General features: G+C 51.8%; 1 protein-coding gene. It reads left to right on the forward strand.

What is annotated here, in order from left to right; all coding sequences use genetic code 11:
* The coding region (locus AAEZ00_RS20530; protein ID WP_351089713.1) for a cadherin-like domain-containing protein at positions 1–1,084 on the forward strand (1,084 nt) is incomplete at both ends.

Genomic DNA, 1,084 nt, shown 5'->3' on the forward strand with positions numbered 1-1,084 from the left:
TATTTCAGTCACCACCTTTACTGTCGCGGGCGATGCAACCGTGCATACCGCAGATGGAACCGATGTGGTTATTGCCGGTGTCGGTACCTTTAGCTTAACGGATGCGGGTGTATATACATTTATCCCAGTCGCCAACTATAATGGCGCAGTTCCCGTGATCACCTACACCCTCACTGACGGCTCTGGCACCGATGACATCTCAACGCTGACATTAAGCGTGACCCCAGTTGATGACAGCTTCACCGATAACAACGAAACTCGCACCATTGCAGAAGACAGCCCGCAAGTGAGCGGTAATGTGATTGACGGCACCAGTGTGGATGGCCCTATTTCAGTCACCACCTTTACTGTCGCGGGCGATGCAACCGTGCATACCGCAGATGGAACCGATGTGGTTATTGCCGGTGTCGGTACCTTTAGCTTAACGGATGCGGGTGTATATACATTTACCCCAGTCGCCAACTACAACGGCACTGTGCCGGTGATCACTTACACCTTAACCGATGGCTCAGGCGCCAATGACACCTCAACATTGAGCTTAACGGTCACGCCGGTGAACGATGATTTCACTGATGCCAACGAAACTCGCAGCATTGCAGAAGACAGCCCTGAAGTGAGCGGTAATGTGATTGACGGCAGCAGTGATGATGGCCCTATCACGGTCACAACCTTCACCTTAGCAGGTGACAGCACGGTTTATACCGCTGATGGCACCTATGTGGTTATCACTGATGTCGGCACCTTTAGCTTAACGGATGCGGGTGTATATACATTTACCCCAGTCGCCAACTACAACGGCACTGTGCCGGTGATCACTTACACCTTAACCGATGGCTCTGGCGCCAATGACACCTCAACATTGAGCTTAACGATCACGCCGGTGAACGATGATTTCACTGATAACAATGAAACGCGCACCATTGCAGAAGACAGCCCTCAAGTGACCGGTAATGTGATTGATGGCAGCAGTGACGACGGCCCTATTTCAGTCACCACCTATACTGTCGCGGGCGATGCAACCGTGCATACCGCAGATGGAACCGATGTGGTTATTGCCGGTGTCGGTACCTTTAGCTTAACGGAT

Source organism: Shewanella sp. S1-49-MNA-CIBAN-0167 (genome assembly GCF_040310145.1).
Taxonomy (GTDB): domain Bacteria; phylum Pseudomonadota; class Gammaproteobacteria; order Enterobacterales; family Shewanellaceae; genus Shewanella; species Shewanella psychromarinicola.